Annotated in this window: 19 protein-coding genes; 13 read left to right on the plus strand and 6 right to left on the minus strand. The window is 73.1% G+C overall.

Annotated elements, in window-relative coordinates; genetic code table 11:
- Positions 1–66 precede the first annotated feature (66 nt).
- Positions 67–1,014, plus strand: coding sequence for a molybdopterin-dependent oxidoreductase (locus tag ACIQ9P_RS08070; RefSeq protein ID WP_402351572.1), 948 nt, complete (start codon positions 67–69; stop codon positions 1,012–1,014).
- A gap of 79 nt (positions 1,015–1,093) precedes the next feature.
- Here ACIQ9P_RS08070 and ACIQ9P_RS08075 read toward each other — a convergent pair whose 3' ends face one another.
- Positions 1,094–3,439, minus strand: a complete 2,346-nt coding sequence (locus ACIQ9P_RS08075; RefSeq protein WP_402351575.1) for a tetratricopeptide repeat protein — start codon at positions 3,437–3,439, stop codon at positions 1,094–1,096.
- 301 nt (positions 3,440–3,740) lie between these two features.
- Positions 3,741–5,051: a Dyp-type peroxidase gene (locus ACIQ9P_RS08080; protein WP_402351578.1), complete on the minus strand. Its 1,311-nt coding sequence runs from the start codon at positions 5,049–5,051 to the stop codon at positions 3,741–3,743.
- Between the two features lie 58 nt (positions 5,052–5,109).
- Between ACIQ9P_RS08080 and ACIQ9P_RS08085 the strand changes: the two genes are divergently transcribed.
- From ACIQ9P_RS08085 to ACIQ9P_RS08110, 6 genes are all read left to right on the plus strand, one after another.
- The gene (locus tag ACIQ9P_RS08085; RefSeq protein WP_402351581.1) at positions 5,110–6,414 is read left to right on the plus strand and encodes a right-handed parallel beta-helix repeat-containing protein; all 1,305 of its coding nucleotides are present in this window, start codon (positions 5,110–5,112) and stop codon (positions 6,412–6,414) included.
- A 191-nt stretch (positions 6,415–6,605) separates the two neighbouring features.
- Positions 6,606–7,292 (plus strand): hypothetical protein, encoded by a 687-nt coding sequence (locus ACIQ9P_RS08090; RefSeq protein WP_402351584.1) that lies wholly within the window; start codon positions 6,606–6,608, stop codon positions 7,290–7,292.
- A 262-nt stretch (positions 7,293–7,554) separates the two neighbouring features.
- Positions 7,555–7,890 (plus strand): hypothetical protein, encoded by a 336-nt coding sequence (locus ACIQ9P_RS08095; RefSeq protein ID WP_402351586.1) that lies wholly within the window; start codon positions 7,555–7,557, stop codon positions 7,888–7,890.
- Between the two features lie 16 nt (positions 7,891–7,906).
- Entirely contained in the window at positions 7,907–8,548 is a 642-nt protein-coding gene (locus tag ACIQ9P_RS08100) for a hypothetical protein (RefSeq protein ID WP_402351589.1), read from the plus strand.
- A gap of 444 nt (positions 8,549–8,992) precedes the next feature.
- Positions 8,993–9,811, plus strand: coding sequence for an ABC transporter ATP-binding protein (locus ACIQ9P_RS08105; protein ID WP_402351592.1), 819 nt, complete (start codon positions 8,993–8,995; stop codon positions 9,809–9,811).
- Positions 9,808–10,332, plus strand: coding sequence for a GNAT family N-acetyltransferase (locus ACIQ9P_RS08110; protein ID WP_402351595.1), 525 nt, complete (start codon positions 9,808–9,810; stop codon positions 10,330–10,332). Before ACIQ9P_RS08105 ends, ACIQ9P_RS08110 begins: the two co-directional genes overlap by 4 nt.
- Before the next feature lie 87 nt (positions 10,333–10,419).
- Here the strand turns inward: ACIQ9P_RS08110 and ACIQ9P_RS08115 are convergent, their stop codons facing one another.
- From ACIQ9P_RS08115 to ACIQ9P_RS08130, 4 genes are all read right to left on the minus strand, one after another.
- Entirely contained in the window at positions 10,420–10,533 is a 114-nt protein-coding gene (locus ACIQ9P_RS08115) for an MbtH family NRPS accessory protein (protein ID WP_402351598.1), read from the minus strand.
- Between the two features lie 144 nt (positions 10,534–10,677).
- Positions 10,678–12,048, minus strand: a complete 1,371-nt coding sequence (locus ACIQ9P_RS08120) for a lysine N(6)-hydroxylase/L-ornithine N(5)-oxygenase family protein (protein WP_402351601.1) — start codon at positions 12,046–12,048, stop codon at positions 10,678–10,680.
- A 148-nt stretch (positions 12,049–12,196) separates the two neighbouring features.
- On the minus strand, positions 12,197–13,174 hold the full coding sequence (argB, locus tag ACIQ9P_RS08125; RefSeq protein ID WP_402352699.1) for an acetylglutamate kinase: 978 nt from the start codon (positions 13,172–13,174) through the stop codon (positions 12,197–12,199).
- A gap of 70 nt (positions 13,175–13,244) precedes the next feature.
- The gene (locus ACIQ9P_RS08130) at positions 13,245–14,873 is read right to left on the minus strand and encodes a (2,3-dihydroxybenzoyl)adenylate synthase (RefSeq protein WP_402352702.1); all 1,629 of its coding nucleotides are present in this window, start codon (positions 14,871–14,873) and stop codon (positions 13,245–13,247) included.
- Positions 14,874–15,054: 181 nt separating this feature from the next.
- Here ACIQ9P_RS08130 and ACIQ9P_RS08135 point away from each other — a divergent pair, with 181 nt between their 5' ends.
- From ACIQ9P_RS08135 to ACIQ9P_RS08160, 6 genes are all read left to right on the plus strand, one after another.
- Positions 15,055–16,092, plus strand: coding sequence for an iron-siderophore ABC transporter substrate-binding protein (locus ACIQ9P_RS08135; RefSeq protein ID WP_402351604.1), 1,038 nt, complete (start codon positions 15,055–15,057; stop codon positions 16,090–16,092).
- Between the two features lie 136 nt (positions 16,093–16,228).
- A complete protein-coding gene (locus ACIQ9P_RS08140) occupies positions 16,229–19,567 on the plus strand; it encodes an amino acid adenylation domain-containing protein (RefSeq protein ID WP_402351606.1) in 3,339 nt (1,112 codons plus the stop codon).
- A 57-nt stretch (positions 19,568–19,624) separates the two neighbouring features.
- Positions 19,625–23,104, plus strand: coding sequence for an amino acid adenylation domain-containing protein (locus ACIQ9P_RS08145; protein ID WP_402351609.1), 3,480 nt, complete (start codon positions 19,625–19,627; stop codon positions 23,102–23,104).
- Entirely contained in the window at positions 23,097–23,891 is a 795-nt protein-coding gene (locus ACIQ9P_RS08150; protein WP_402351612.1) for a thioesterase II family protein, read from the plus strand. Before ACIQ9P_RS08145 ends, ACIQ9P_RS08150 begins: the two co-directional genes overlap by 8 nt.
- Positions 23,888–24,988, plus strand: coding sequence for a FecCD family ABC transporter permease (locus tag ACIQ9P_RS08155; protein ID WP_402351615.1), 1,101 nt, complete (start codon positions 23,888–23,890; stop codon positions 24,986–24,988). The genes ACIQ9P_RS08150 and ACIQ9P_RS08155 overlap by 4 nt, the downstream gene beginning before the upstream one ends.
- Positions 24,985–26,121 carry a FecCD family ABC transporter permease gene (locus ACIQ9P_RS08160; protein ID WP_402351618.1) on the plus strand — a complete coding sequence of 379 codons (1,137 nt, stop codon included), beginning with the start codon at positions 24,985–24,987 and terminating at the stop codon, positions 26,119–26,121. Before ACIQ9P_RS08155 ends, ACIQ9P_RS08160 begins: the two co-directional genes overlap by 4 nt.
- Positions 26,122–26,134 lie beyond the last annotated feature (13 nt).

The following is a 26,134-nucleotide window of genomic DNA, read 5'->3' on the forward strand; positions in this document are numbered from 1 at the left end:
CGTTCGGGGGTGGAGCCGTTCCGCCCTCCCGGTCCCCCGGGCCGCCCGACGACAGAGGGAGCCCGCATGCGGGCAGCGCCCACCGATCCGAACGTCCCCGACGCCTTCCTCACCCCCGTCGGGCAGCTCTTCCGCCGCAGCCACCTCGGGCCGCCACCCCAACTCGACGCCGCCGCCTGGACGCTGAGCGTCGAGGGACTGGTGGACCGGCCGCAGCGACTGGGCCTGCGAGCCCTGCGCGGACTGCCGCGCGCGGACCTCACCGCCTTCCACGAGTGCTACGGCAACCCCGTCCACCCGGACCTGCCGACCCGCGCCGTCGCCAACCTCGCCTGGTCCGGGGTGCCGCTGTCCGCCGTGCTGGACCTGGTCGGCGTTCGCCCGCAGGCCCGTCACCTCTGGCTGGAGGGCGCCGACCGGGGCGCGTTCGCGGGCGAGCAGGGCGTGGCGTACCTCAAGGACCTGCCGCTGGAGGTGGCCCGCGCGGAGGTGCTGCTCGCCGATACCGTGAACGGCGCGCCGCTGCCGAGGGAGCACGGGTTCCCGGTACGCGCGGTGGTCCCCCGGTTCTTCGGCACCAACTCGGTCAAGTGGTTGACCCGCCTCGTCCTGGCCGACCGCCGGCCCGAGCACCTCTTCACCACCCGCCTCTACACCCGGGTCCCGCCGGGTGGCGGCGCGCCTCGACCGGTGCGGGAGGTCGAGGTCAACAGCAGGCTGGTCGGGACGGGCGAGGGGGACGCCGTCCCGGCCGGGCCGTTCCAGGTGACCGGCCGGGCCTGGGGCTTCGACCCGGTGGTCGCGGTGGAGGTCGCCGTCGACGACGCCGGCTGGCAGCCGGCCCGGCTGGAGCCGCGCGGCCCGCAGCCCGTCTGGCAGCGGTTCACCCTGCCCTGCGCGCTCGCCCCCGGACGGCACCTGATCCGCTGCCGGGCCACCGACGCCCGGGGCCGCGTGCAGCCGCCCGGCGGCGCGCGGAACGCCGTCCACGGGATCGAAGTGCTGGCCCGCTGAGTCCGCGCGGCCGGGCCCGACCGGCGCGCCACGGCCCGGAGTCGCGGACCCGAGTCGCGGACCCCAGCCGCGGCCCGAGTCACGGCGCCGGGTCGCGGCCCCGGAGCTCCCCGAGCCGGCGCAGTACACCGTCCAGGTTCCGGCGCGTGAATTCGGTGTCCGGGTGGTCCGGCCCCAGCCGCTCGGTCTCGACGGCGAGGACCGCCTCCAGCTCGGCCCGGGCCTGCGTCAACTCGCCCTGGTCGCGCAGTAGAAGGGCGAGGTTGTACCGGGTGAGGAGAGTGCTGGGGTGCGTGTCGCCCAGCCGCTCCCGTTCGACGGCGAGGACCGTCTCGAACTCCTCGCGGGCACGGGCCAGTTCCCCCTGGTTGTGCAGCACGCGCGCGAGCTCGTGCCGGGTGACCAGCAGATGGGGGTGGTCGTCCGCGAGCTGTCCCCGCCAGCCCGCCATCACGGCCTCGAACTCCGCGAGGGCGCGGACCAGTTCCCCCTGGTTGTGCAGCACACGTGCGAGCTCGTGCCGGGTGACCAGCAGATGGGGGTGGTCGTCCGCGAGCTGTCCCCGCCAGCCCGCCATCACGGCCTCGAACTCGGCCCGGGCCCGGTCGAGGTCCCCCTGATCGTGCAGCACGCAGGCGAGTTCGTGCCGCGTGACCAGGGTGTTCGGATCGGCTTCCCCCAACCCGTCCCGCCGGACGACCAGTACGGCTTCGAGCTCGGCCCGGGCCTCGTCCAGTCTCCCCTGGGTGCGGAGCAGCAGGGCCAGTTCGTGGCGGGTGTTGAGGGTCGCGGTGTGCGTGTCACCGCGCAGGTTCCGTCTGGCATCGAGAACCGCCTCGAACTCGGCGCGGGCGAACGTGAGTTCCCCCAGCTCGCGCAGGACCAGCGCGAGATTGTGCCGGGTGGCCAGGGTGTGGGGGTGGTCGTCTCCCAGGTGTTCGCGGGTCGCGGCGCAGACGGCTTCCAGCACCGTCCGGGCCCGGGCCTGGAGGCCGTCGGTGAGGAGCTGGCGGCCGGCCATGTTCGTGGCCAGCGTGAGGTCCAGCAGGGCCGGATCGGCGAGAGCGGCGAGGTCGGCCCGCTCGAAGACGTGCAGGATGTGCGGAGCGAGCGATCGCCAGGCCGCCGCGACCGCGGGGTCCGTGTCGTCCCCCAGCGCGTCGGTGAGCGCTGTCGTGGTCACGATCCCGGCTGCGACAGCCGTCGTCCCGGCGGTGCGCGAGGCATCCCGGACGAGGGGGTGCATCCGCAGCACGGCGGGCGTTCCGGGGGCGGGTTCGAGGAGTTCGACCAGGCCGAGCGCCGAGAGGGCGGTCAGGTGCTGCCAGATCGCGGGCCCGTCGAGGGCGGCGAGCGGGCCCGCGTCGGCGAGGCGGTCGGGGGTGAGGAGGTGGGTGTAGGGGAGGTCGGCGTCGGCGAAGGCGGCGAGGAGTTCGAGCAGGCCGCGGGTGTGGGCGTGGCCGCGCTGTTCGAGCAACGCGACCGACATGGCCCAGGTCCGGGCGAGGAGGTGGCCCGGGTCCAGCCGGTCCAGGCCCTCCTCCCAGGCCCGCCGGTAGCCGGTGTAGGTGGTCGGGGTGGCGGGGGCCCGGAACGGCGGCGGGGTCCGGTTCGCCAGGTCGAGGTAGGTACCGGCCAGGCGGAGGGCGAGCGGGAGGCCGCCCAGGCGGGCGGCGAGCAGGTGCGCCTCGGTGGCTGTGCCGGCGCTCGCGGGGGCGTGGTCGCGCAGGATCCGGGCGGCGGCGTCGAGCCGGCCGCCGGTCAGCGGCCGCAGCAGGTGGAGCCGGGCGACCGGGCCCCAGGTGGCGCGGTCACTGTCGCGGGTGGTGACCAGGACGGCGCCGGGGCCGGTGGCGGGCCGGATCCAGCCGGTGCCGGCGGCCAGCGAGCCGGGGCCGTCGAGCAGGGCGGGGTCGTCGGCGTTGTCGACGACCAGCAGCCACGGGGTGTCCAGGCGGGCCAGCCGGAACCAGACCAGGTCGGCGGTGTCGCCGCGCTCCAGTTCCTCCTGACTCGCACCGGCCTGGCGGGCGACGGCGCGCAGGGCGGCCTCCAGGGCGGGACCGTTGCGGGCCTCGACCCACCACACCCGGCAGCCGGCGGCGCTGCGGCGGGCGGCGATCTCCAGGGCGATGGCGGTCTTGCCGCAGCCGCCCATGCCGCACAGGGCCAGCAGCCGGCCCTCGGCGCCGGAGTCGGCGGCGAGTTCGGCCTCCAGGCGTTCCAGGGTCCCCTCACGTCCGCGCAGGGGGCGGCCGGGGTCGCGCAGCCCCAGCGGCGGGGTGACGGTCACCGCCAGGGCGGCCGGCCCCGCCGGGTCGGACAACCGCAGGGTGATGTCGGCGCGGCCCGTCTGCACGACGGTGCCGTGCACGGTGCCGCCGGTCATCCGGTTGTCCACCCGGCTGTCCGACCGGCTGTCCACGCGGCCTTCCGGCCGGGTCTCGACCCGGCTGTCCGGCCGGGGCCCTGTCCGGTCGTCCACCCGGTTCACCACACCGCTGTCCGCTCCGGCCGCCTGTTCGTGGTCCCGGCTCACTCACAACCCCCAACCCCGCCATCCGCGTTCGTCGGCCTACATCCTGGCGCACCGACGGCCCGCCGGCCGGAGAACGGCGAGATCCCCCGGCCTCGGGAGCCGGGAGCGGCGGCGGCGACCCCAGGAGTGGGGACGACAGTGCGCGGGATCCCCAAGGGGTCTTCGCAGAATGTGTCATGACGGATCGTCAGATAAAGAGCCGCTCGCCGAGGACGGTCCCCGGCGGGGCGCCGGGGAGGATGTAGGCCACGGCGGAGGCGGTGTGGGCGAGGAAGGGGTTGAGGGCGTCGCGTTCGGCGAGACGGCTCTGCACCCGGGTGAACTGGGCGGTGTCGCGCACGAAGGCGGCGAAGAGCAGCCCCCGGTCGTCCGGGGCGTCGTCGTAGCTGTAGCCGCGGCGGAGCATCCGGGCACCGCCGTCGAGGCGGGGACCGGTGAGCCGGACGTGCGCGGTGGCCGGGATGACGTAGGCGCCGTCCGGGTGCTTGGCGTAGAGGTCGGGCTCGTCGCGCTCGGCGGCGCCGGTCAGCGGGGCGCCGTCGCCGACGCGGCGGCCCATCGCGGCCTCCTGCCCCTCGGTGGGGAGGGCCGCGAAGGCGGCGGTGTCCATCCGGATCCGCCGGTAGACCAGGACGGTGGCGTTCTCGTGCGGGCCGGGCGGACCCCAGACCCACTGCCGGGCGGCGTCCTCGTCCGGGTTGGCGGTGCCGTCCTTGAATCCGAACAGGTTGCGCGGGGTGACGCCCGGCCGGGTCGGGGGCAGGAATCCGGACTGCGACCAGCGGGGCAGGGCGCCGGCGGAGTGGGCCGCCGCACCGGCGAGTTCGGTGAGGACGGCGAGCGTCCAGGGGTCGGCGGCGGAGAGCTGGAGCAACAGGTCGCCGCCGCCGCGCGCCGGGTCGAGGCGGTCGCCGGGGAAGACCGGCGGCTCGGCCAGGCCGCCGGGCACGGCGAGGGACAGCCTGGCGGCGAGCGCCGGGCCGAGACCGACCAGCGAGGCGGTCCGGGGCGGACCGTCATCGCCCCGCAGTCGCGGGTCCGGCGGCGTGCCCGCCGCCGTGGCGGCGAGGAGGCCGGTCCACTCGGCGAGCACGGTGCGGAGGGCCGTGCGGTCGGCGACCGGGGAGTTCGACGGCAGGTCGAAGGCGAGCAGCCGGGTCGTGGCGAGTTGAGGGCCCGTCAGTCCGCTCTGGCGGACTCCGTGGAAGGGGATCGCGGCCTCCGGAGGCGGCGCGCCGACGCCACGCGCCGGGGGTCGGCCGGAGCCGGTGGACCCGCCGAGCAGCGAGCCACCGAACACCGAGCCGCCGGGCGCCAGTTCACCGGCCGCCGCGCCGAAGCCGGCGGCCAGTACCGCCCCCACCGCCAGCAGTGCGCGGCGCCGCCCGGGACCGCTCGCGGACGGACCGGCGGGCGGGTCCGACGGCGGCGGGCCCGATGTCGGCGTGTTCTCCGGAGAAGCGAAATCCGGCGGCGCGTTCTCCGGTTCGGTGGGCATGCGCCCTATTGGAGACGATAGAACACGTCCTATGCAAATCACGTTTCGTGTTCGTCAGTTGACTCTTGCGGTAGTGGTGGCGCTGGCCGCCGGGACGGCCAGCGGGTGCTCCTCCGGCGGATCGGACTCCGCCGACGCCGCGCACCCGGCCGGCACCGTGGTGCGGGTGCCGGAGGACTTCCCCACCGTCCAGCGGGCCGTGGACGTCGCGCGCGAAGGGGACACGGTGCTGATCGGCCCGGGCACGTACCGCGAGAGCGTGCGCGTGACCAGGAGCAACCTGGTACTGCGCGGGACCGACCGCTCCGCCGTGGTCCTCGACGGCGGGCTCAAGCTGGCCAACGGCATCACCGTCACCGGCCCCGGCTCGGTGGTGGAGAACCTCACCGTGCACCACTACCTGGCCAACGGCGTGCTGTTCACCGGCGTCACGGACGAGAAGCTGCAGCAGCGCGGCGCGGGCGGCTCGGCGTACGATCCGCTGGACACCGCCCGGTTCCCGCCCGTCCAGGGCTTCCGGGCGACCGGGGTCACGGCGTACGACAACGGTTTGTACGGCATCTACGCGTTCGACGCGCGCGGCGGCGTGATCGAGGACTCCTACGCCTCCGGGCACGCCGACTCCGGTATCTACGTCGGCCAGTGCAAGCCCTGCGACACCCTGGTGCGCGGCAACACGGTGGAACGCAACGCGGTGGGTGTCGAACTGACCAACGCCTCGGACGGCCTGTCGATCCTGGGTAACCGGGTGGCCGGGAACCGGGTCGGCGTCACGATCAACTCCAACGACCTGGAGGCCCTGGCCCCGCAGCACGGCGCGGTGATCGCGGGCAACGTGGTCGTCGACAACAACGCCGCCGACACTCCGCAGCAGGCGGACGGGGGCTTCGGCATCGGGATCGGGATCGGCGGCGGCACGGCGAACCGGGTGGAGCGCAACCTCGTCCGGGGCAACCGCGCGGCCGGGGTGATCGTCACCGATCCGGCGGGCCACCCGGCGAGCGGCAACCGGGTCGAGGGCAACCAGGTGGACGGCAACGGCGCGGACCTCGTCCTGGCCTCGGCCGATCCCGCCAACTGCTTCGGCGGCAACCGGCCCGGCACCGAGAGCCCGGAGGGGCTGGAGGCGGCGGCGCCCTGCGGTGGCGCGGGACGCGGACCGCTGGCGGCCGGGCGTCCGGCGCCTGTGCAGGCTCCGCCGGGGGTGCCGTTCAGCCAGGTGGCGGCCCCGCCCGCGCAACCGTCCGCCGTCGACCCGGCGGCGCCCGCCCGCCCGGCGACGGGGCTGCCGGGGCCGGTGGACCCGGCGGCGTACCCGCTGCCGACGAACGTCGGCACGCTCCCGCCGCGTCCGGCCGGGTAGGCGGGCACGGCCGGGCAGGCGGGCACGGCCGGGCAGTCGGGCACGGCCGGGCAGTCGGGGCAGGCGGGCGCGGTCGGCGGCGGCGACACTCCGACCGGCAGTCACGTTTCCCAACGCTTCGGGTACTTATTGTCCGTTGTGCGAGGGAAGTCCCCCTTGCTCTTGTCACCTTTGTCGAGAGGCTGACCGAAATGGTGATGACCGGACGTGAGCGCGTGCGCGGCCTGAGCCGCCCCCGATGGCGACTGGGAGCCTGCGCGCTGGTCGCGGCGCTTCTTCCGCTGACCGCTCTCACCGTCCCCAGCGCCGCCGACCCGGACCCGGCGGCGGCGACCGCCCAGGCCGAGCAGCCGTCGGCCATCGCGAACGAGCTGCGGGCGCTGGGCCTGACGGTGATCGAGAACGACGGCCTGCTCGGAGCAGAGGGTCCCGCCGATGCCGTCATGCAGGCCGTCCACACCTACGAGAACCGCCCCGGGGGCGTGGTCGCCGCCTTCACCGAGGACAACGAGCAGGGCACCGGCTACCTGATGCTCCGCACCACGAACTTCGGCCACTGGGCCGCGATCCGGACCCCGACCGGCCGGCCCGTCCGCTCGCTCGTCGACCACAGCGGGAAGCCCACCGCGGTCTGGGCGCTGGGCACCGGGCGCCTCATCGCCGCCGCACAGCCCCACGAGGAGGAGAACCTCCCCGTCGTCACCGGCCCCGGTAGCCGCCGCAGCTCCAGCGCCAACGGCGTCCTCGTCGCCGCCCCGGGGACCCTCTCCGGCGACCGGGCCGCGATTCCCGTCCAGGTCGACAGCAGATGCGTCAGCGGCGACAACTCCTTCGCCGTCCTCGTGTACGGCGCCCTCGGATCGTGCGGCCAGGCATGAGCTCCTCCCCCGGTCGCACGCCGGACGGTGTGTTCGAGCTCGGCGAGGGCCCGACCGGCACCGGGCCCGTCGCCCGCGAGGGTGCTGCGGGCCACCGCCTGGACTCACGTGCCGCGTGGCCCACGCCCAGGCCGCCCCGGTCGAGTTCGGCCTCCACCACCCGGCCGGTCGGCGACAACATCAGCTCCGCCATGCCCTCTCCCGTAGCCCGGGTGGCACAATGCAGAGAGGTGCCCGCCCAGCCGTCGAGGGAGTACGCAGCATGGCACAGCCCGACTCCGTCGACCCGTGGAGTTCCTTCCTCAGCAGCGCGCAGAGTCCTCCGGCCACGGCGGGGTCCTACGTCCAGTCGGCCGCCGCCCCCGAGGGCGCGCCGCTGTCCGGCACCGCCACCGAGCTGCTTCGGGCAGTCGTGGCCTCCGGCCCGGTCACGGTCGACGGGTTGCGGGAGCAGCTCGGGTTCAGCACCCTCCAGATGGCGCAGGAAGTGATCGTGCTGCGGGATCTCGGACTCCTGGAGGTGCAGACCCAGGACGGCGAGGACTCCCTCCGGCTGACCGAGTCCGGTACCAGGTTCGCTGCCCGCTGGCTCGGCTGAACCTCCGGAGGGGACAGTGGTCGGTTACCTCGTCGCCTGCGGGCTGGCCCTGCTCGTCGGCCTGGCCGAACTGGTCTCCCGCTACCGCGACCGGCCGGCCGCCCTGCTGCGGGTGCCGAGCGCCTGGACGTACGCCGCCATCAACGCGGCCTCCGCCGGCAGCGCGCTGTACCTCGCCCACACCTTCGGCTGGACCTTCGGCGCCTCCGGGGCCAACGGCATCGCCGCCACCCAGGTGCTGGTGGCCGCCTTCGGAGCCCTCGCGCTGTTCCGCAGTTCGCTGTTCACCGTACGGGTCGGGCAGCAGGACATCGGGGTCGGCCCGAGCACCGCGCTCACCATCCTGCTGACCGCCGCCGACCGCGGGGTCGACCGGGCCCGGGCCCGCGAGCGGTCCCGGCAGGTCGCCGCCATCATGCACGGCGTCTCCTTCACCAAGGCCCACCTCGCCCTGCCGACCTTCTGCCTCGGCCTGCTCCAGAACAGCCCCGCCACCGAACAACAGGAGCTCGGCACGGCCGTCAGGTCCCTCGCCGGGAGCACGATGACGGATGCCCAGAAGTCCTTCGCCCTGGGCCTGTTGCTGATCAACATCGTCGGAGCCGCCGTTCTCACCGACGCCGTCGCGGCCCTGGGCGGCGAGATCACCGCCGGGTAGCACACCCGCTCCGCTCGACAGACATCGCCGAGTCCGGGCTCGACCCGCACCAGCGCTTCCACTCCCCCCACCACTTCGAGTGCCCGGTACGTGAAGCCTTCGGGGCCGTGGGCTGCAGGACCTCGAAGGCCCAGGGCTTCCGCGACGACGGCGTGAACACCGGTGAAAGGGCGCATGGCGTCGGCGCGGGCGCGAGCCTCGCGAGCGTCATCGTCGGTCGGGGCGCAGGCCCGGGACCACCGAGGCGCGCGACGCGCATCACCCCCGGCTTCGCGGCCGCGCGGACCGCGGCCGGGCCCCGCGCGGGAGAGCGGCCGGTCGACCACCGGGACTCCACGCCGCCCGGCGGATAGTTAGGCTACCCTTACCTGGCTGGCGAGGCGCCGGTCCGTCCATCCGGACCCACTGCGGCACGCACTCGCATCACCCACGGCCGGAGGAGATATGACCTTGCCCCAAGAAGCGAGGCGCTTGTACGCGGACCGTGCCACCCTCCGGTACGGTGACCGGGCCGTCGCCACCGATCTCTCGATCGGTGTGCCGGACGGGTCGTTCACGGTCATCGTGGGCCCGAACGCCTGCGGCAAGTCCACACTGCTGCGCGCCTTCGCCAGGCTGCTCAAGCCGACCACCGGGCAGGTTCTGCTCGATGGCGGCCAGATCAACGCGTTGCCCGCCAAGGAGCTCGCACGTCGACTCGGCCTCCTGCCGCAGAGCTCCACGGCGCCCGAAGGCATCACCGTCGCCGACCTGGTGGCCCGGGGGCGGCACCCGCACCAGGGCCTGTTCCGCCAGTGGTCACGCGAGGACGACCGGGTGGTGACGGAGGCGATGGCCGCCACGAACGTCGCGGAACTCGCTCACCGCTCGGTCGACGAACTGTCGGGCGGTCAGCGTCAGCGCGTCTGGCTGGCCATGGCCATCGCCCAGCAGACACCGGTCCTCCTGCTCGACGAACCGACCACGTTCCTCGACATCGCGCACCAGATGGAGGTCCTGGACCTGTGTGCCCGGCTGCACGAGGAACAGGGACGCACACTGGTCGCGGTGCTCCACGACCTGAACCAGGCCGCGCGCTACGCCTCCCATCTCATTGCGATGCGCGACGGAGCGGTCATGGCCGAAGGCCCGCCGTCCGAGATCGTGACAGCCGATCTGGTCGAGAAGGTCTTCGACCTGCCCTGCCAGGTGATCGAGGACCCGCAGTCCGGTACACCTCTGGTGGTCCCGAAGGTGTCGCGGCGTCTGGCCACCGCGTCTTGACGCTGGTATTCGGCAGCTCGCAGGTCCGGTACGCGGCCGACGGAGACGCCGAGGCCCTGTACGAACTCTCCCGGCCGTTCATGGATTCCGGGGAACTGCGCCGACGCGACATCGCCGACTACCGCTCGGCCGGCGACCGGTTCCTCCTGGTCGACGGGCCCGACGGCCCCGAGGGCTGCCTCGCGCTGCGCGTCCTGGAGACGGAGGAGGGGTGGCAGCCGGTTCCCGGCCTGCTCCACAACTTCTGCGTACGGGACGGCCGCCATGGCCTCGGCCTGGGCGCGCGCCTGTTGGAGGCCCAGCTTCTCGAAGCCTCCAGGGCCGGGCTCCGCCACCTGTTCACGGCCAGTACCGGCACCGGAGCGCTGTTCCGCCGACACGGCTTCGTCGAGGTCCCGCCGACGCTCGCGCCGCGTGCCTGGGCGAGTGGCCTCGATCCCACCAGGGGCTCGCGGGTCTACCTCCGCCGGTCGACCGGTCCCGGGGCCCGACCCGGGCTGCCCACCCGTGACGTCTCCTGAAGGCCGACGGACGGACACGATGACGGAGCCGGACCGAGCGATGCCCCGGTCCGGCTCCGTCATCGTGTCCGGGTCCACCAGGCCCGACTACGACCGCTCGATCAGCTGCGCCGGCCCCAGGTCCGCCCGATGGGCGTCGACATGGTCGACGCACGCCTGGCGGGAGTCCTCAGCGTGGACGACCGCCCAACCGGCCGGCACAGCGCGGAGGCAGGCCGGAGCGAGGGCCGGTTGTCGGCGTCGACGAGTACCCGGTAGGGAGCAGCGTCGTCGTCGAAAGGGTTCGTGGCGCTCATGTCGCTCCCGGAGCCGATGGACGTGACTTCCTCGGCGGAGTCCTGACAGCTACTCCGCCACCGCACCGAGCCGGCCGTCCTCGGCCCGCAACTGGCGGCCGGTGTGCCGCAGCAGGAGCGAGTCGCAGATCTCGCCGGAGCGGACGGCCAGCGTGGACAGCAGGGACGACGTGATGCCGTGGGTGTGCTCGGTACCACCCTGGAGGTAGACACCGACCTCGATGTGGTCCTCCGTCATGACACGGTGGTCCCGGTCGACTCTGATCCGTCCGAGGTCGTCGGTGCGGCAGGCCGGCGCGAGATCACCCAGAAGGTCTCTCGGGTCGACGTGGCTGTAACCGGTGGCGAGCACGACGGCATCGGAGTCCAGGAGGACGTCCCGGTCCGTGGTGATCGAGTGGACCACCGCGCGCACCCCGTCGGCCGTGTGCTCGACACCGATGAGCCGACTCGCGTTGAGGAGCCGCAGACGCTCCCGGCCGTCCACCTTCTCCTGGTACACCGTTCGGTAGAGCTGGTGAATGAGGTCGCCGTCGACCACCGAGTAGTTCGTGTTGGCGTGGTAGTCCAGCAGAGTCCGCTTGGCGTCGGAGGGTGCGGCGTAGAACTCGTCGACGGCGTCCGGGTCGAAGATCCGGTTCGCGAACGGACTGTCGTCCGCCGGGCTGTAGCCGTAGCGGGTGACGACGGCGCAGATCTCGGCGTCCGGGAAGACACGGTGCAGGTAGTCGACCGCCTCGGCCGCGGACTGGCCGGCGCCGACGACCGTGAAGCGACGATGACGCAGGGCTTCCTTGCGCCGCGCCAGCTCATCGGCCCGGAACCGGAGGTCACGAGTGTGCCACACACGGTCGCCTGCGGAGACGCCGTCCGGCAGACGCGGTTTCAGCCCCGTGCCCACCACGATGTTCCGCGCCCGCCGCACCGTGCGGTCCGCCGGGTTCGCCACGGACTCGGAGACGACGTCGACCATGTCGACGATCCCGTTCTCCCCGACCGGTCGGATCTCGACGACCCGGCGTCCGTACTCGGTCCGGGCATCGAACTCGGCCGCGCACCAGTCGAGGTAGTCGTGGAACTCCAGCCGGGTCGGGTAGAAGGACTTGAGGTTGATGAAGTCGGCCAGCCGGTTGCGCTCCTGGAGATAGCACAGGAAGGTGAAGCGGCTGCGCGGATCGCGCATCGTCACGAGGTCCTTGAGGAAGGATACTTGCATCGTGGCACCCTCCAGCAGCATGCCGCGATGCCATCCGAAGCGTTCCTGCTGCTCGATGAACCCGACCTTGAGCGCCTGGCCCGGGTCACGTTGGTTGTGCTCCTCGATGGCGATCGCCAGCGCCAGGTTGGCGGGGCCGAAGCCTATGCCGACCAAGTCGTCGGCGTCGCCGCCTCGATCGAATGCGCCGTGTTCGCGCGTCATGACCGTCCTTCCGTTGACTGCGTATCGATGTGTTCTCGCGAACGCCCGGGTGAGCGAGCGGTCGCGGTTCGCCGCCCGATCGCCCTCCGAGGCGGGGCCCGGGGGGTGTCCGCGAAGTGGCGACCCGGCGGGACTCAGCCGGCATCCGTCAGGTGCGGTCGCCTGCCGGGCTGTGCGGCGGAGTGTGCAGAAGCACAGGGGAACCCGGGGTCGGTGCGAGCCCGGTGGGGCCGTCCGGGGTTATCTCGGTCCCCACTCCGGGTTCCCCGAACACGCGCGAGAGACAGTGCCGTGCCCGTCCGTCGATCACCCTCACGCTGCTCACTCCGGACCTGACCGCGCGCAGGCATGCCTCCATCTTGGGCGCCATACCACCGGTCAGCGTCGGTAGGAGTGCTCCCAGTTCGGAGGCCGTGAGCCGTGCGACGACCTCGTGCGTGGCCGGCCAGTCCCGGTACAGGCCGGGGACGTCCGTCAGCATGACGAGTTGTTCGGCACCGAGGGCCACGGCGAGTGCCGAGGCGGCGGTGTCCGCGTTGACGTTGTAGACGAGGCCGTCGGCGCCACGTGCGATCGAGGAGATCACCGGGATGCGCCCGTCGGCCAGCAGGGTCCTGAGCACGGAGGGATCGATCTCGGCGACATCGCCGACGAGGCCGATGTCGACCGGCTCGCCGTTCACGACCCCGTACCGTTTCACCGCGGTCATGGTGCGGGCGTCCTCGCCGGTCATCCCGACCGCGAACGGGCCGTGCTCGTTGAGCAGGCCGACCAGCTCCCGCTGCACCTGGCCGGCCAACACCATCCGGACCACGTCCATGACTTCCGGAGTGGTGATCCTCAGCCCGTTGGCGAACGACGACCCCAGCCCGAGCCTGGCCAGTTGAGCACTGATCTGCGGACCGCCGCCGTGCACGACGACGGGACGCAGCCCCATGTCCCGGAGTTCGACGACGTCCTGTGCGAACGCGGCTTTGAGCGGGTCGTTCACCATGGCGCTGCCGCCGAACTTGACGACGACCGTTCGGCGGTCGCGCCCGGGACCGCCCTGCGTTCGCGACGGCGGGGGAACGCCGCCGCCCCGACTCCAGGTCCGACGTCTGCTCGGGCGACTGCTCACTGGTATCCCTGGGGTGGAGGACTTGGGGGGTGGGCCGGGCCCTGGCGGGGCGCGGCGGGCGTGCCGTGACGACCTCTCAGTCCCGTGCGAGGGTCCTTCCGAGCGCCCGCTTGTCGATCTTGCCGATGGCGGTCAGCGGAAGATCATCCACTTCGACGACGCGGTCAGGCAGTTTGAAGGCCGCGACCCCGCGCTCCAGGAGGAACGCCCGGACGTCCGCCAGCGCCGGGAGCTCCGCGCCGTGGACAGGGACGGCCGCGACACAGATCTGCTGTTCCTGACCGTCGCCACCGAGGCCGAGCGCGGCGCAGCGGGCGATCCGGGGGTGGGCGTGAACGTGGCTCTCGACCTCCTCGGCCGAGACGCTCTCGCCGTTGCGGTCGATGGTGTCCTTCACCCGGCCTTCGACCACGAGGTGGCCGGACGGCAACTGCCGGACCAGGTCGCCCGACGCGTAGAAACCGTCAGGGGTGAACGCGGTCGCGTTGACCTCGGGTGCCCGGTAGTAGCCCCGCAGCGTGTAGGGGCCACGGACGAGCAGTTCGCCGGCCTCCCCCGGCGCGACCTCGCGTCCTTCGGCATCGACGATCCGGAGTTCGTCGTCGGCGCTCAGCGGCCGGCCCTGGGTGGAAGCGACCGTTTCCTCGTCGTCCTCGGACCTGGTGTAGTTGAGGAGGCCCTCCGCCATGCCGAACACCTGCTGGACCCGACAGCCCAGCGCTCCCGGCACGGCCCGGGCCAGGTCGGCCGAGAGTTTGGAACCGCCGGCCTGCAGCACTTCCAGGCTCGACAGGTCGGACGGGTCCCACTGGGCGGCGTCGAGCCAGAGCGGGATCAGCGGCGGGACGAGCGCGGTGTGCGTGACACCTTCCGCCTCGATCAGCGGGAAGACGTCGCCCGGGGAGGGGGAGGGAGCGAGCACAACGGTGCCACCGACCGCGAACGTCCCGAGCATGCCGGGGCAGGCGAGCGGGAAGTTGTGCGCGACCGGCAGGCAGGCGAGGTAGACGGTGTCGCCGTCGAATCCGCACGCCTCGGCGCTGGCCCGGGCGTTGAAGCCGTAGTCGTTGTGGGTACGCGGGATGAGCTTGGGCACACCGGTGGTACCCCCGGAGACCAGCAGCAGCGCCAGGTCCGCCGGATCCGGCTCGGGAAGGTCCAGCGGCTCCCCGTCGACCGACGCCAACGAGGTGTAGGGGCCGGGCTCGCCGTCCACCAGGACGTGGCGCAGGTCCGGTGCCTGCTCAAGGACCTCGGCGGCGAGTTCACGGTAGTCGAACCCCGCGACCTGGTCGGCCACGACGTAGGCGACCGCGCCGGAGAGCCGGGCGAGGTGGCCGATCTCGGTGATCCGATGGGCGGGCAGGGTGAGGACGGGGACGGCGCCGACGCGGGACAGCGCGAAGAGCAGCACCGGGAACGCCCCGGTGTTGGGCAGCTGGACCAGGACGCGGTCGCCCGCCGAGACACCCAGGTCCACGAGACCTGCGGCAAGCCGGTCGGCCCGCTGGTCGAGGGTGCGGTACGTCAGCCGTTCGTCGCCCGCGACCACGGCGAGGCGGCGGCCGTGGGCCGCGGCCCAGTCCTTCAGCAGTCGCCCCAGGGTGCGCCCGTCCCAGTGTCCGGCCGCGGCATAGCGTTCTCCGTCGTCGGCGGGCCAGGGGGTGAGCCCGGAGGGCAGAGGAGTGGTCCGGCCGGCGGCCATGTTGCTCATGGGTAGTCAGTGCTCCGTACTCAAAGGGACTTTCACGGCTGGTCAGACGACGCCCGGTTCGCTCCCACCATGCGATACGTTCCCGTCGCGAGGCGCCAGAAGAATGAAGGTTAGGCTACCCTAACCCTTGCTTCCGGTTGAAGCCCTGCCCTTCCCGATCTCGGAGATCCGCATGTCGTATGCCCCCAACCCCTCCACGGCCGCGTCGAGCCCCAGGCGCGCCCGGTACCGCGGTAGACACCTCCCGGTCGCCGCCCTGGCCGCCGTCGTCATCCTGACCGGATGCTCGTCGACGTCCGCCGGAGACGCCCCGTCCGGTGGGAAGACCGCCGCAGACGCCGGGTTCCCCCGCACCCTGAAGACCACCCTCGGCGATGTGACCATCGCGAAGAAGCCCCAGCGTGTGGTGACGGTCGGCTTCCCCACGGGCACCGCGGACGCGGCCCTCGTCTCCGGCGTCGTCCCGGTCGCCATGCCCAAGGCGGTCGGCCAGCCGGGGGACGTCGAGCCGTGGGTGTCGAGTCTGCTGGGAGGCACCAAGCCCACCCTGATCGAGGCCAACAAGGTCGACATCGAGCAGATCGCCTCCCTCAAGCCCGACCTGATCCTGGCCGGCATGCACCGCGGAATTCCCACGGACTACGAGAAGCTGTCCAAGATCGCACCGGTCGTCACCTACGAGGGCAAGGCCGCCTTCCAGGACACCTGGCAGCAGCAGACCGCGCTGGCCGGCAAGGCGCTCGGTACCGAGGAGAAGGCCGCGGCGGCCGTCAAGAAGGTCGAGGACAAGTTCACCGCCATCCAGGCCAAGCATCCGGGCTGGAAGGGCAGGACGTTCACCTTCACCCAGGGCGCCTCGCTCGCGCAGATACCGACCGTGACCGACCCCAACGAGGCATCGGCCCGGCTGTTCTCCTCCTTCGGCCTCGAACTCGCCCCGGGAGTGAAGGCCCTGGGCGACAAGCGTGAGGTCTCCTCGGAGAACCTCGCGGTGCTGAACGCCGACCTCGTGGTGATGTTCTTCCCGTCCGCCGAGGCGCAGAAGACGTTCGAGGCCAACGCGGCCTTCTCGCAGATCCCCGCGGTCAAGGAAGGCCGTTACATCACGGTCGATTCCTCCGAGGCGTTCGCGCTGATCTCTCCCGGTGTGCTCAATGTCGAGTGGGCCGCCGACCGGATCGTGCCCCGGATCGAGAAGGCCCTGCCGTAACACGGCGCGCCGGCCCCACCCGGCCGCAGCACGACGGTCCCGGCCCCACCCGGCCGGGACCGCCCTGCGGATCGAGCCGGATCGAACAGTTCACCGACGCCGTACCCCGACGGAACGACCCTGCGTAGGAGCACCCTTGAGTAACGACGCCGCCGCAGTACCGGAGTCCCCAGCAGATCGACGTCGCGCCCTGCGGCAGCGTCTGCTCGAGAAGCGCGGAGTCTCCCCGGCGACCGCCCGGAACCTGATACCGGTCCGGCCGGCCGGTGTCCCCGTTCCGCTGTCCTACGCACAGCAGCGGATGTGGTTCATCCACCAGGTCGACCCGACCGGGGCGGCGTTCAACGTGTGCATCATGCTTCGCTTCGCCGGCCGGCTCGATCGCGACGCGCTCCGTCGCAGCTTCGTCCGCATCTCGGATCGGCAGGAAGTGCTGCGCACCGTCTACCGGACCGACGCGACGGGCTCTCCGTACCAACTCGTGCTCGACCGGTTGGCGCCGTCATGGGCGACGTCGGACCTGACGGGTCGGGAACCGGCGGACCAGGAGCGAGCCCTGGCTGCCCTGGCCCGCCAGGACGGCCGGGACCCGTTCGACCTCACTCAGGACAGCCCGCTCCGGCTGCGCCTGGTCCGGCTCGCGGAGGACCGCCATGTGCTGGTGATGGCGGTCCAGCACATCGCCTGGGACGGGATGACGTTCGGGGTGCTCTCCCGTGAACTGGAGTCCGCCTACCGGGTGGAACACGGCGGCGAGCGCCCGCCGGCGGATCTCGCGGTGCAGTACGCGGACTTCGCCGCCTGGCACCGCGCCCGGTGGGAGAAGGACCCCGACCGGTCCCAACTGGACTACTGGCGGGCGGTCCTGACCCCGGAGCCGCCCCGGGTGGACCTTCCGGCGGACTTCGAGCGCACGGCCACCGCCACGAGCGAGGGCGACCGCTGGACCCACCGGATCGGCCCGGAACTCACCGGCCGGCTCGCCGCGCTGGCCGCGGAGGAGAAGGCCACGCCGTTCATGGCGCTGGTGGCCGGACTCGCCGCCCTGCTCGGCCGCTACACCGGCGCGGAGGAGTTCGCGATCGGCACCCCGACCCTCAACCGGGACCACGCGGACCTCACCCGGCTGATCGGCAACCTGGGCAACACCCTCGCCCTGCGGATGGACCTGACGGGCCGGCCGACCTTCCGGGAGCTGCTCGGCAGGGTCCGGACGACCTGTCAGGATGCCTACGCCCACCAGGACGTTCCCTTCGACCTGCTTCTCGACGAACTCGGTGTGGAACGCCGTCTGGACCGCGGCCCGCTCTTCGACACCACCATCGTCTTCCTCACCCAGGGCATGGAAGGACCGACCCTCCCCGACCTCGACATCGAATGGGAGACCTTCCACAACGGCACCGCCCAACTCGACCTCTCCTTCGAGGCGTTCCTGCTGGGGTCCGGGGGCGACGCCGCCTTCTCCATCGAGGCGACCTTCCGCACGTCCCTGTTCCGTCCCGAGACGGTCCGACAGCTGATGCGCCGTCTGGAGGCTTTTCTCGCCCAGGCGGTGGCCGATCCCGGGACGCCGGTCCAGACGCTCGACCTGCTGCTGGACGAGGAGCGGCCCCTCGTTCTGGGCGCCTGGGCCGACCGCCCCGCTGCCGAGGGTGCGGGCGAGGACCCGGCGTCGACGGTTCCGGCCCTCTTCGAGGCCCAGGTGGACCGCGACCGCGCCGCTCCCGCCGTGGGCGACGGCCGCACCGAGCTGACGTTCGGCGAGCTCTCCGACCGGGTCAACCGGCTGGCCCGGCTGCTGGTCTCGCACGGGGTGGGCCCGGAGAGCCGGGTCGGCATCGCGCTCCACCGCTCGACCGAGGCGATGACGGCGATTCTCGCGGTGCTCACGGCCGGTGGCGCGTACGTCGCGCTCGACCCGGACTACCCGGACGACGCCCTGGCCCACATCCTGAGCGACGCCGCACCCACCGTGCTGATCACGGCGGTCGGCACCGATCTGCCGGCATCCGGCGACACCACCGTCCTGGTCCTCGGCACCGAGGCGACCGAGGCCGCGATCGCCGGGCAGGGAGCCGAGCGGCTCTCGGACGCCGAACGCACCGAACCGCTCCGACCCACCCATCCGGCGTACGTCGTGTACACCTCCGGCTCCACCGGCCGCCCCAAGGGCGTGATCGCCCTGCACCAGGGCCTGGTGAACCTCTTCCACAGCCACCGGGCCGATCTCCACCGCACGGGCCGCGAGCGCACCGGTCGTGACCGCCTGCGTGTCGGCCACGCCTGGTCCCTGTCGTTCGACGCCTCCTGGCAGCCCCAGCTCTGGCTCCTGGACGGGCACTACCTGCATGTCCTGCCCTACGAGACGTACGCCGACCCGGAGCGGCTGGCCACCGAGATCCGTGACCGCGCGTTCGACTTCATCGAGCTCACCCCCTCCCTGCTCGAGGAGACCCTCAAGCGGCTCGCCGCCCTCGGCGCTCCGATGCCGGCCGTGCTCGGCTTCGGTGGCGAGGCCGTCTCCCCACAACTCTGGAAGTACCTCTCCGAGCGTTCCGACACCGCCGCGTTCAACCTCTACGGGCCCACCGAGGCCACGGTCGACAGCCTGATCGCCCGTGCGGAGCCCGGTACGGCACCCTCGGTCGGCGGTCCCGTCGCAGGTTCCCGGGCCATGGTGCTCGACGCCGGTCTGCGCCCCGTCCCGCCGGGTGTCCCCGGCGAGCTGTATGTGGCCGGCGCCGGACTCGCCCGTGGCTACCTCGGCCTGCCCGGTCTGACCGCTTCCCGCTTCGTCGCCGATCCGTTCGGCGCCCCGAGCGAACGCATGTACCGCACCGGGGACCTCGCCCGGTGGACCTCGGACGGGCGGCTGGAGTACCTCGGCCGGACGGACGACCAGGTCAAGATCCGCGGCTTCCGGGTCGAACCCGGCGAGGTCGAGGCGGTTCTGCGCCGGGTCGCCGGCGGCCTGCCCGCCGCCGTGGCCGTCCACGAGGACCGCCCGGGCGACAAGCGCCTGGTCGGCTACGTGGTGGCCGACCCCGGGACGACACCCGACCTCGCGCAGCTCCGGACCTCGATCGCCCTCGAACTCCCGGACCACATGGTCCCGTCCGCCGTCCTGGCACTCACCGCCTGGCCGCTCCTGCCCAACGGGAAGATCGACCGCAAGGCTCTGCCGGTTCCGCCGCGTGCCGCTGTCGGCACCGGGCGGGCCCCACGCACCGCGGGCGAGGAGACGTTCTGCCGCATCTTCTGCGAGGTGCTCGGGCTCGACCGGATCGGCGCGGAGGACGACTTCTTCGAGTCCGGCGGCGACAGCCTGGCCGCGGTGCGCCTGATGCGTGCGTCCCGGGAGGCCGGCCACGGTTTCGGGGTTCGCGACCTCTTCTCCAACCGGACCCCCGCAGCCCTCGCGGCACTGACCGTCCCCGCCGCCGGCGACGGTGTCGCCCCCAGCCCGGCCGGCTGACCGGCACCCTCCGTCGGACCGCTGCCACCTGCCCTCGACACGAAAGGCCACTCCCCCATGCCCACCCTGGACGACCTGCGCCGGCTCGCCGCCGAACTGCTGGGCCCGCAGGCCCCCGTGCCCGGCGACGACGACCACCTGATCGCGCTCGGCCTGGATTCCCTCAAGCTGATGCGGATCTCCGGTGCGCTTCGCCAGGCCGGCCTCGACGTCGGCTTCGCCGACCTCGCCCGCCGTCCGACTTTGGCCGCCTGGGCCTCCCTGGTCGCCGACCGCACCGCCACCGCTGCCTCCAGAACCGGCGAACAGGCCACGATCCCCGAGGGGGAACCCTTCCCGCTCGCCCTGATGCAGCACGCCTACTGGGTGGGCCGGGCCGGTGGCCAGACCCTCGGTGCCGTGGCTGCCCACCTCTACACGGAGTTCGACGGCACCGGGGTCGACCCCGACCGGCTCGGTACGGCCGTGGCCGCCCTCGCCGAGCACCACCACATGCTGCGAGCGCGCATCCTCGACGACGGCCGCCAGGTCGTCGAGCCGTGGCGCCACGGCACCGGGCTGCCCGTGCTCGACCTGCGCTCGGCCTCCGGGAGCGAGATCGCCGAACGCACCGCGCAGCTGCGCGACCAGCTCTCCCACCAGCTGCTCCCGGTCGAGAGCGGCCAGGTGATCGACGTTCGGGTCACGCTGCTTCCCGAGAACCGCACCCGGGTCCACATCGACGTCGACATGCTCGCGGCCGACGCCCGCAGCTACCGCACGCTCCTCGCCGACCTGGTCCGCCTGTACCTGCATCCCGACCGGCCCTTGAAGCCGATCGACTACCAGTACGCCCAGTACCTCGCCGAACGCCGCTCCCAGGCGGTCCTGCCCGAGGACATCTCGTGGTGGCGCGACCGCCTGGCCGACCTGCCCGGCGCACCGGCCCTGCCGACCCGCGCCGAAGCAGACCGCGGCGACCCGAACCGCGTGGTGCGCCTGCACCACTGGCTCGACCCGAAGACCCGGGCCGGCCTCGTCCGCCAGGCCCGCCGGCACGCGGTCACCCCGGCCGTCGCGGTCGCCACCGCCTTCGCCGAGGTGCTCGGCGCCTGGAGCGGTGAGCCCCGCTTCCTGCTCAACGTGCCGATGTTCGACCGACGCCCGCTCCACCCCGACGTCGAGCGGCTGGTCGGCGACTTCACCAGCTCGGTCATGCTGGACATCGACGTCAGTGCCCGGGCGGACTTCGCCGAGCGCGCCCAGACCGTGCAGGACAGCATGCACGAGGCCGTGGCGCACTCCTCGTACTCCGGCGTCGAGGTCCTCCGCGACCTCTCCCGCGAACAGGGCGCCCAGGTGCTCGCGCCTGTCGTCTTCACCAGCGCACTCGACCTGGGCGAGCTCTTCGGCGCCGAGGTCGAGCAGGTCCTCGGCGAGCCCGTGCACATCGTCTCCCAGGGCCCGCAGGTCATCCTCGACGCCCAGGTCACCGAGGTCCACGACGGACTCCTGGTGAACTGGGACGTGCGCGTCGACGCCCTTCCCGACGGTGTCGCCGAGGCGATGTTCGACGCCTTCACCTCACTCGTCGGCCGACTGGTCGACGGCGGCGCCTGGGAAGAGCCGGCCGACGGCCTGCTCACCGACGCCCAGCGGGCGGTCCGCGCCGCCGCCAACGCGACCGACGGCCCGCTGCCCGGGCAGCCGCTGCACACCGCCTTCTTCGCACGCGCCGCGGCGGAGCCGCAGCGCGCCGCCGTCGTGACCGCCGAAGGCACGGCACTGACGTACGGCCAGCTCGCCGACCAGGCCCTCAGGCTCGCCGGCGCGCTCGCCGCGCGAGGCGTGACCGCCGGGGACGCCGTTGCCGTCCGTCTTCCCAAGGGCCCCCGGCAGGCCGCCGCGGTCCTCGGTGTGCTGGCCGCCGGCGCCCACTACGTACCGATCGGGATCGAGCAACCGCCGGCCCGTGTCGAACGGATCAGGGCGCGCGCGGGGATCACCGCGATAGTCGCCGAGGAGTCCCTCGACAGGGACACCGTCGCCTTTGCCGAGGGCGTCAACTGGGCGCGGCCGATCGCGAGCCCGGCCACCACAGACCCGTCGGCCGTCGCCTACGTGCTCTTCACCTCGGGATCCACCGGCGAGCCCAAGGGTGTCGAGGTGTCCCACCGTGCCGCCGCCAACACCATCGACGACCTCGTCGAGCGCCTCGCGATCGGCGCGGACGACCGCACCCTCGCACTCTCGGCACTCGACTTCGACCTCTCGGTCTTCGACCTGTTCGCGCCGTTGTCCGTCGGAGGCGCGTTGGTCACCGTGGACGAGGAGAGCCGCAAGGACGCCGCGTCCTGGACGGCGCTCGTGCGCGAGCACCGTGTCACCGTGCTCAACTGCGTACCCAGCCTGCTGGACATGCTGCTCAGTGCCGGCACGGTCGACCCGCTCGGCGACAGCCTGCGTGCTGTCCTGCTCGGTGGCGACTGGGTGGGCGCCGACCTTCCGGCCCGTCTGGACGCGCAGGTCCCCGGCTGCCGGTTCCTCGGACTCGGCGGCACGACCGAGACCGCCATCCACTCCACCGTCCAGGAAGTGCGCGGTGGAGCCGTGCCGGCCGACTGGACGAGCGTCCCGTACGGCACTCCGCTGCGCAACGTCCGCTGCCGGGTCGTCGACGCCCAGGGACGGGACTGCCCGGACTGGGTCGCCGGCGAACTGTGGATCGGTGGCGCCGGTGTCGCGGACGGCTACCGGGCCGATCCGGCACGCACCACCGACCGGTTCGTCACCGTCGACGGTGTCCGCTGGTACCGGACCGGTGACCGCGCCCGGTACTGGCCGGACGGCACCCTGGACTTCCTCGGCCGCGCCGACGACCAGGTCAAGATCCGGGGCTTCCGGATCGAGCTCGGCGAGATCGAGGCCGCGCTCGCCGACCACCCCGATGTCCGGCACGCGAGCGCCCTGGTGGTCCGCGGCGGTGCCGCGCCCAAGCTGGCCGCGGTCGTCGTCACCCATGAGGGCCGTACGCTCGGGGACGGGGCCCTGGCCGCGCACGCGGCCGAGCGACTGCCCGTCCACATGCTGCCCGACCGCCTGGTCGTCACCGGCGACCTGCCCCTCACGGCCAATGGCAAGGTCGACCGCAAGGCCCTCAGGGCGCTGGCCGAGAGGCAGGCGGACACCGTGGCCGGCCACCGGGCTCCGGTCACCGCCCTGGAGCGGGCGGTGGCACACGTCTGGGAGCAGACGCTGAAGCGCCCGCAGGTCGGCCTGGACGACGACTACTTCCTGCTCGGCGGCGACTCCGTGCTCGCGACCGTCATCACCGGCCGGCTGCGCGAGGCCCTGGAGACCGACGAGGTCCGGATCCACGACGTCCTGTCCTGCCTCACCGTCGGCCGGCTGGCCGACACCCTCGCCGGGCGCGACCAGGACCCCGAGCGTTTGGAGGCCGTCGCGGACATCTACCTGGAGGTCGAGGCCATGACCGACGAGGAGCTCGAAGCGCAGTTCCTCGACTCCGAGGAAGAGACGAGCTCCGACCGTGCCTGACCCCACCACCCCGGTCTCCCAGGACGACCCCTGGATCCGACGCTACGTGCCGCGCCCCGGGGCGGCGGCCAGGATCGTCTGCTTCGGCCCGGCCGGCGGCTCTCCCGGCTTCTACCGCGACTGGTGCGACCTCGCGCCCGCCGACGTCGAGGTGCAGGTCCTCGCCTACCCGGGGCGGGAACGCCGCTTCCTGGACGAACCGATCGAGGACATGGGAGCGCTCGCCGACGCCGTGCACGACGTCCTCGCTCCCCGGATGGACCGGCCGACCGTGCTGTTCGGCCACAGCATGGGGGCCTCGGTCGCCTTCGAGACGGCGCGCCGACTGGAGGCGTCCGGAGCGGCCGGACTCGCGGCCCTGGTGGTGTCGGGCCGGCCCAGCCCGCGCACCCAGCGGGAGATCGGCTCCGAGATCGCGGACTTCGACGACGACCGGATCGTCGAGCACCTCCACGAGCTGGGCGGTACCCCACCCGGCCTGCTGGACGATCCCGACGCCCGCGAACTCATCCTGCCCGCGTTCCGCAGCGACTTCCGGCTGATCGGCCGCTACGCCCCCGCGGCGGACGCAAGGATCAGCACCCCGCTGGCGGTGCTCCACGGCGATCAGGACCCCAAGGTCACGACCGAGGACGCCCGCTACTGGGCCGAGGCCGCCGACCGCGTCGTCGCCACCGAGTCCATGCGAGGCGGGCACTTCTACCTGCTCGACCACGGTCCGGCAGTCGTCGGACGGGTCCTCGACGTGCTCCGGACCCACGGCAGTGCTCCGGCGGGAGCCCCGTGACCGAGTCGCCGTCGCGCGGTGACATCACCGTGGTCCCGGGCCCGGCGGAGGTCTCCGCCGGGCCCGGCCCCCGGCCGGTGCCGACCACAGGACACGGGCCCTCGCCGTGGCGCCGGCTTCCGGCGCTCGCCCTGGCGGCGGCCCTCCTGACGCTGGTGGTCGTGCTCAGCATCGGCGTGGGCGCCCGCTGGTTCCCGCCCGGCGAGGTCTGGCGGGTCCTGCTGCACCCGGACGGCACCGAGGTGTCGGCCGTCGTGCACGACCTGCGGGTGCCCCGTACGCTGCTCGGGCTTCTGATCGGTTCGGCACTCGGTGTGGCGGGCACCCTGATGCAGGCCGTCACCCGGAACCCACTGGCGGACCCGGGCCTGCTCGGCGTCAACTCGGGCTCTTCTCTCGCCATGGTCATCGGCTTCACCGCGGTGGGGACCGACAGCATCACCGGCCAGCTCGGCTGGTCCTTCGGCGGAGCTGTGCTCGCCGCCGTCGCCGTGTACGCGGTCGGCTCCCAGCGCACCACCGGTACCACCCCGATCCGGCTGGTACTGGCCGGTGCGGCGGTCTCCGCCGCCCTGCTCGCCGTTGTCCAGGGCATGATCCTGCTGGACCCGATCGCCCTGGACCGGTTCCGGTACTGGGCCGTCGGCGCGCTGGCCGGCCGCGACCTCGGCGTGACCGGTGCTGTCACCGTCCCCGTCCTGGCCGGACTGCTCTGCGCCGTGGCGCTCGGCCGGTCCCTGAACGCCTTCGCACTCGGCGAGGACTCCGCGCACGCCCTCGGCGCCAGGCCCGGCCTGGTCCGGGCCGGCGCCCTGGTGTCGATCACCCTGCTCTGCGGCGCCGCGACCGCGGCCGCCGGCCCGGTCTCCTTCCTCGGACTGGTGGTTCCCCACCTGGCCCGGCGCTTCGCCGGGGCCGACCAGCGCTGGGGCGTCGCGTGGGCACTGGTGCTCGGGCCGCTGCTCTTCCTCGGCTCCGACGTGATCGGCCGGGTGATCGACAGGCCGGCCGAGATCCAGGTGGGCGTAGTGTGCGCGTTCCTCGGCGCACCCGTCCTCATCGCCCTCACCCGAGGGAGCAAGGCGGTGTCCGCATGACCGACCCCAACCCCGACCCCCCGGTCGTGGACGCTGTCAGTGGCGTCGTCGCCCCGTCGGACAGCGGCCGGTCCGGCCTCGGGATCACCCGTCTGCCGGGCACGCTCGGCTGGGTCCTGCGCCACGACAGGCGCGACCTCTCCCTGCGGGTGACACCGAGAGCCGCGACGGTCGCCCTCGTCCTCACCGCGGTCCTGCTGGCGCTGATGGTGGTCGGGATCGTCGTCGGAGGCTCGACACTCGCCACCGCGGACGTCCTGCGAGCCCTGACCGGCCGGGCCGACCCGGCCACCGTCTTCGTCGTCCAGGAACTCCGCATGCCCCGGGTGGCCACCGCCGCCCTGGTCGGTGGCTGTCTGGGGGCGGCGGGCCTGGTCTTCCAGCGGGTTGCCCGCAATCCGCTCGCCAGTCCCGACCTCATCGGCTTCACCGCCGGCGCGTCCACCGGCGCCGTGTTCCAGATCCTCGTCGTCGGCGGCACCGCCTTCGCCGTCCCCGCGGGGGCTGTCGCCGGTGGGCTGCTCACCGGCGTGGCGGTGTATCTGCTGGCCTGGCGGGACGGCCTTCAGGGGAGCAGGCTCGTGGTGGTCGGGCTCGCCCTGTCCGCGATGCTGCTCGCCACCACTTCCTACCTCCTCTCCCGGGCCAGAATCACCGACGCCGTCGCGGCCGCCCAGTGGCTGGTGGGCTCGCTCAACAACCGCGGCTGGGAGGACGCCGCCCCGGTGGCGGTGGCGGCCGTTCTGGTGCTGCCGCTCCTCGCCGCGCTGATGCCGAAGCTGCGGATGCTCGAACTGGGCGAGGACCACGCCCGCGGCCTCGGGGTACGTGCGGACCTGATCAGGGTGCTGGCCCTGCTGAGTGGTGTGGTCCTCACCTCCGGCGCGGTCGCCGCCGCGGGTCCGGTACCGTTCGTCGCCCTCGCGGCTCCCCAGATCGCGGCCCGGCTCGGCAGGGGAGCGCCCACCACGCTCTGGCCCTCCGTCCTCTGCGGCGCCGTCCTCACGCTCGGCGCGGACGCGCTGACGCAGCAGCTGTTCCCCGGCGCCAAGCTGCCGGTGGGCGTGGTGACCGGCGTGCTGGGCGGCCTCTACCTCGCGGTCCTGCTGCGATGGCAGCGGCGGAGCCGGTGAGCGCGCCCGGACG

It is taken from the genome of Kitasatospora sp. NPDC094019, from assembly GCF_044764505.1.
In the GTDB taxonomy this organism is placed as follows: Bacteria; Actinomycetota; Actinomycetes; order Streptomycetales; family Streptomycetaceae; genus Kitasatospora.